The sequence below is a fragment of the uncultured Kiloniella sp. genome (genome assembly GCF_937128705.1).
Classification (GTDB): Bacteria; Pseudomonadota; Alphaproteobacteria; order Kiloniellales; family Kiloniellaceae; genus Kiloniella.
Genome location: NZ_CAKZMP010000136.1, coordinates 1 through 5,966 on the forward strand (window position 1 = coordinate 1; position 5,966 = coordinate 5,966).

A 5,966-nucleotide genomic window follows, 5' to 3' on the forward strand; every position below is an offset into this window, starting at 1 on the left:
ATCTGGTCAGCAAAAGTTGGCAAATGATCAGAAGGCTTTTGCGGTTGAAGTCGAGAAAAAGCGCAAAGAGCAGGATGCTCTGATTACTGAGCTTCGAACGATGAGGGATCTTATCGCCAAGAACTGGAAGAAGTTGACCGACTTCATGCGAGATTTCGCGCGGAAGCCTGAGAAGTCTACGTTTGAACAGCTGCAAGAGCATGAAGCAAAGAGAGCTGGTCTCGATGTCAGGAATATAATGGCGCGTCTTGATGAATTAACCGCCGAAGAGCCTCCGGAAGAAACCGGACCGACTGTTGGAAGCTAACTGTTGCGCCTGTTCTTGCCAGGCATCTCTGTCGTTCTTTGCTTCGACAAGGCTTTCCTTCGTCACTTCCAGTCTGGCTTTTACATCTGCCAGCTCTTCAGATTTCTTCGATAGCTCTCTCGTGAGTTCTTCAATCTTCGCTGCATCATCTGGGTCTCGCGTTCCAGTTTGAGGCACTACCTTTTCCGGCGCCGTCTTATCGGTTTCAGCGCGCACAGTTGTACGCTCCATCCATTCGTCAAGATCAGTGTCCTGGATCGACCAGTGTCCATTGTTCTTCTTGGTCCCTTTCAAAGACCCGTCTTTGAGTGCGCGAGAGATCAATGATCGAGAAACTCCGGCCTTTTTCGCCGCGGTTGCTGGTGAAAACATTGCCATGTCTCAACTCCGACACTGTGCACGGTGGGTGTGAAAATCAGATTTCACCAATAAAATCACACCTTTGAGCTGAATTGCTCACATAAGAGCAGTTTTGCACAGTTTTAAATGGGTGTCATTGCTTGAGAGCGGCCAATTTTGAACTTCCGTCGAAATGAGAAGGCCGGGAGCGTTCCGCCGCTCCACCACGGCATCAAAAAAAGGAACGGAGGAAAGTGATGGAACCTTCTGTTTGCAGTATCTTTCCGGATCGCTGTTATCCACAAGGACTTGTGCAAGGCCGACAACCATGACGCGAAGCGCGCAATATTCAGATTTTGCCATGCAAGAGAGGGCCTCCCTAACCCTCGAAAGGCACATTGTTTTTTACTGAATCGCAGAAACCGGCCCTATGGTCGCTGAGGCCTGCGCCCGCTAAATGTAGGGATGTGGATAATTAATTATCCTATATATGGTGACAAAAAGGCAATTTTCGGCGATAACCGCGTTGACCAAAAATGGCGCGTGCACTAGCTAGCGCCTCCGGACCATCTAAAAAATAAATTCGAATTTTCTGTGAGTTAAAGGGCGCAGTTACTTCGTGATAATACCTTTTCGAACGACGTTCGAGAGGGCTCTCTTAACTTGCCAGGAGCATTCATAGACGTAACCAAGACATCAAAAACGGAAGCACGCATGTTTGATCTATCTGGGGGAAACGGCGGCACCTGAACGGATATCCCAGTTGCTAGTCAATCCCATGCGACGAAGGCGCTGGGTCGGGGTATAAGTAAGTAATCGAGTATGTTGGGTTCGTTTATAACGGAGCTACTACGCTCTGGAGAAGGCAGTTACAGATGTCATGTGAAGGCGGTTTAAGCCAATGAGTTGAAGATCAGATACCTCCAAATGAATGAAGGTCTGGAGTTCGTCACTGCGCATTGAAAGCGTAACAGCGAGGAACTCTTGACGGGCCGCTCAAACACTTGGACAAATCTAGAAAAGGGTTGAGCGGTTTGCCATTTACGGTACCTTGCCATGGCTCAACAGCAGGAGCATTGCTCCAAAAAACTGGCCCGACGAAAGGAGGCTCGAAACAGTAAGTAACAAAGCAACATCTCATCGGGCGCAGCCATTCTAGCAAATGCAGACTGCCCTATTCAGCGAGATCGGATCAAGCAGCATTTCATCGAAAATGATGTGAGCTGTTATGAAAACGACCCTTTCCGAGCAAATTTCGGGAAGGAACACCCCCCTCATGTTTGGAGCAATGACAATGTCTGTCGTAGACAATATCAACATCTCGATCTCTCATGCCGGTTTACGGCTGACAGGATCAGGTCACCGGCTTTTCGATCTCTTGGAGATGGGAATGCTAATCGGAGCCGCTGGATACCTTCTTCATATCTTAGTTTAGACCCTGAACGTGGAGCAATTGATTAACAGTCAGTTGCTCTCGCGTTGAGCTACAGTGGCAATTCTTAGACACGAAACTTCTGTGAACTTTCGTGTCTAATCAGCTTTCTATCTTTTCTTTATTTCTTATTTCTATTTCATGGAGAAATAAGTGTCTGATTTTAATACATAAAATACACCATCGGACTACCAATCACGGGCGTACGTGCTACCAATCACGGGCGTACGTGCTACCAATCACGGGCGTACGTGCTACCAATCACGGGCTGCAGAACTCGACACTACTACCTGTAGGCGGTACAGGTAGTAGGATGATCGAGTCTAAGAAGACCCCTCCGAGAACACTTGATGCTGTTCGTAATTATCGAGACCACCCGGACGCGATTGTCGAAGCTGGGGAGATGGTCGACATGCGCTTCCCTGCTGGTGGCAAGATGTCCCTACGTGGAGCCAAGCTCTTCCACCTTCTTGTCCAAGCAGCGGGGGTAGATGTTGCAGAGGCGAAAACTCACCAGATTACTCTGGCAGCGCTGAACGAGACTTTCCATTTGTCCATCTCTGAGCTGATCGACTTGGTCGACGAGCTGCACACAACAACCCTCAAGCTCCGCCTCACAGACCCAAAAGGTAGGAAATACACCAAGAGTGGGCCGATCCTCTCAGATGTGGAGCGAGAAGATGAAGACGAGCATCAAGCCGAGCTGCGCTTTGAGTTCAGCCCCACCCTGCGTAAAGCGATCAGCAACAGCACACACTGGGCCGTTATTAGCAAACGCGCCGTCCTAGCGTTCGAGAGCCGCTATGCATTGCGCCTTTACACCGTGCTGTCTCTGCGGGCTGGCATGAGGAAGACATCTCAAGATTACACACTTGAAGAACTGAGAGAGATCCTTGGCGTCCCAGATGGCAAGCTGAAAGAATGGAGGAACCTGCGTGCGAAGGCACTGGAGAGAGCCGTTGCCGAGATCAATCATCTCGCAGGATTTCATGCTGGGTTTGTACCAATCATCCGACGGCGCAAGATTGTCGGTGTCACACTAACCTGGGGCACGAAGGACTCTGCCGCACGAATAGAGGCAATGAAAGAGCTCGATCGTCCGCGGGTAGGCCGCAAAACGAGGCGAGAAGGGCGGGTCGAGCATCTTGTCGGGATTAGGGAAGCGCGGGAAGGATGGGAGCGCGAGGAGTTGGCTACGGCTCTATCTTCGATTTACGACACTGACGGCACGTCTTAGCGCCACCGCTAAGACGTCTATGACAGGCTGTTGTGGGGCTTCTTTAATCAGGTGCAGTTGAAGCCTCTTGCCGAAAAATTGTCTGAGGCGCTTTTCAATGAAAGTTAGGACCGAAAATTATGGAAGACAGCAACAACGATAGCATCGACGACACTGCCCGAAATTGGTGGCAAAGAACCCTTTCTCATCTCAAAAATGCAGAACGGATCAGCAGGCTGGCAGGTACAGGTGTTATTGTCTTCGGCTTGATTGCCACGGTCGGAGGAATAGCGGCATCTTCGGCTTCAAGTTTCACGACTTGGTCAGCTTCCACATTCGGTATCTTAGGAGCGTCCCTGGCCGTTGTATGCGCCATAATCCAGAAAATTCTTGAGAAAGACCACATAGTACTTCTCGATGAAGCCAAGCGCGCCATAGACCATACCCAACGCTATTTATATCAACGCAATGAAATAAGGCGCCAAATCGGGGACATGCAGCGCATTGATACGCAGCGTTTGCAGATGCAATCAGCCTTTAGCCTCATGCTAGAACAAACAGAGCAGTTGCTTGTGGCCAGCCCCCGGCCTGGCATTGAAAAGGCGATCAAGAACTTATTCGACGTCTGCCAAGCTGAACTCTTGGCCTCTATGGGCATGACATATGCCGACAAGATGACCATATCGGTATACAAAGTGGTCAGAAAATCTTCGGCCGAAGCCTCCTGCCTTGAGATTGTTTTGAACAGGAAGCCCAACAAGGCCGAAGAACAAGACTACGTGTCTCGATCATGGCAAAAAGGGGAAGGGTATAGCGGACAAGCTTGGATGTCAGCCAACGAGGTTATCGTACCAGACACTATGCTCCTGCCGGCCAGCTTGCATACAAACAAGCTTGGCGCACAGGCTAAAGAGGATCCAAAGGCAGAGCTGAGCCGTTATAGGTCTGTAGCATCTTTGCCAATCTTCGTTGGTGTAGAGAACGAAGTCTGGGGCGTCGTAAGCGTTACGACGAACCAACCCGATAAGTTCTCAACGGATCTTCAGGATGATGTCGCGTCTCAAAATGTCGAGACCGTACGCATTCTTTCGAAAATGATTGCGGTGCTCGTTGCATGTTATGCTAATAGTGGTGAAGAAGCCCCCCCTTCTGCCGCTGACGAAAGTGGAGGACCTGATGAACCTGTTTAAATCTCGACGTCACACTGTGAGCCCTGTTTCTCCTAGCCAAGAAACGGTGACGATGATCGATCGCAAGCTTCAAAATGTAATCGTGCGACTAAACAAGACTCCAATCGACGGCCTCCAACGGGCAGAACTGATTTCTCAACTCAACGAGTTGAAACACCGCCGAGAGCAAGCGGTGCAGCCGAAGACCTACGGCCGTATGCTTGAGGCTCTAGGCTAGAGCAGCCTCCCAGTCTTCAACTGTTACTTCACGGATAAGGTGCCTGTTCGGGGCGCCTTATTTTATGCTTGGCTCTATTCAAGCTCCAGGCAACCTCCGGAGGACGAATAAGAGGAGACTTTGGGGTGCGGGGGCCCCAAAGTCTCCTTATGAGCAAAGAGACTTATTTCTAACTCTCTTTGAATTTTCATACTTTCATTAGATCATAGGTAAGCGCCGGCTGACCACCCTCCGAGTTGTGTCTTGAGGATACTTGGGTTGTCGTTGTCGCTCAGTCGATGAGCTTCGCGTCTTTCATGCGTTTGATTGTGTCGGCAATGCTTGTCAGAGTGCCGAGCGCGCCGAAGGTCTCGCTCTTGGTCATGTTCTTGTTGTTCTCGAAGACGTCCATACCCTGGGTCAGCAGCGCCATGATTTGTGCTTCGTCGATGGCTTTCTTTCGGAGGGCTTCGACGATGGAGCCAAGGCAAGGCTGAGACGTTCCGCCAGAGAATGCATCCATGGCCGTGTCGACAACATCAGCGCCTGCATCGATCGCGGCGAGAACAGTCGCTGCCGCGATGCCGCTAGTGTCATGCGTATGGAAATGAACGGGGAGGCCTGTTTCCTCTTTGAGGGCTTTGACCAAAATCCGCGCAGAGGCCGGCTTCAACAATCCTGCCATGTCTTTCAGACCCAAAATGTGGACACCCATATCCGCCAATTCACGGCCCATGTTCACATAATAATCCAAATCATATTTGGAGCGGTCAGGGTTTAAAATGTCGCCCGTATAACAGATTGTGCCTTCGCAAATCTTGCCCGTTTTAATAACCGTTTCGATGGCCAGACGCATATTCGTCGTCCAGTTGAGACTGTCAAAAACCCGAAAGACGTCAACGCCATTTTCTGCTGCGCGCCAGATGAATTGCTCAACGACATTATCAGGGTAATTTGTGTACCCAACAGCATTGGAGGCGCGTAGAAGCATCTGTGTGAGCAGGTTAGGCATAAGTGCGCGTAATTCCCGCAAGCGATGCCAAGGGTCTTCTTGTAAGAAGCGATAGGCGACATCAAACGTCGCGCCGCCCCAACATTCCATGGAAAAGAGGTCTGGCAAATTGTGGCTATAGGCTTTGGCAACGCCCAGCATATCCGTCGACCGCATACGTGTTGCCAATAATGATTGGTGGCCATCCCGCATTGTTGTGTCCGTGATCAGAACTTTTTTTTGTTTCAGAATATGATCTGCAACGGCTTGAGCACCTTGAGAATCCAACATCGCT

At 50.2% G+C, this 5,966-nt stretch carries 5 protein-coding genes and 1 pseudogene; 3 read left to right on the plus strand and 3 right to left on the minus strand.

Annotation, left to right across the window (positions count from 1 at the left end):
• Positions 1-307, plus strand: a 307-nt coding sequence (locus Q0241_RS07580; protein ID WP_299375530.1) for a hypothetical protein, incomplete at its 5' end; no start/stop codon positions are given.
• Here Q0241_RS07580 and Q0241_RS07585 read toward each other — a convergent pair.
• The gene (locus Q0241_RS07585) at positions 257-685 is read right to left on the minus strand and encodes a helix-turn-helix domain-containing protein (RefSeq protein WP_299375533.1); all 429 of its coding nucleotides are present in this window, start codon (positions 683-685) and stop codon (positions 257-259) included. The genes Q0241_RS07580 and Q0241_RS07585 overlap by 51 nt on opposite strands.
• Positions 686-763: 78 nt before the next feature.
• Entirely contained in the window at positions 764-1,009 is a 246-nt protein-coding gene (locus tag Q0241_RS07590; RefSeq protein WP_299375536.1) for a hypothetical protein, read from the minus strand.
• 1,382 nt (positions 1,010-2,391) lie between these two features.
• On the opposite strand from Q0241_RS07590, the gene Q0241_RS07595 reads away from it, so the two are divergent.
• Both Q0241_RS07595 and Q0241_RS07600 read left to right on the plus strand, forming a co-directional pair.
• A complete protein-coding gene (locus Q0241_RS07595; RefSeq protein ID WP_299375539.1) occupies positions 2,392-3,315 on the plus strand; it encodes a replication initiation protein in 924 nt (307 codons plus the stop codon).
• Between the two features lie 119 nt (positions 3,316-3,434).
• Positions 3,435-4,484, plus strand: coding sequence for a hypothetical protein (locus tag Q0241_RS07600; protein ID WP_299375542.1), 1,050 nt, complete (start codon positions 3,435-3,437; stop codon positions 4,482-4,484).
• Positions 4,485-4,972: 488 nt separating this feature from the next.
• On the opposite strand, the pseudogene Q0241_RS07605 reads toward Q0241_RS07600, so the two are convergent.
• Positions 4,973-5,966: pseudogene (locus Q0241_RS07605) on the minus strand (hypothetical protein); the annotation flags it as partial.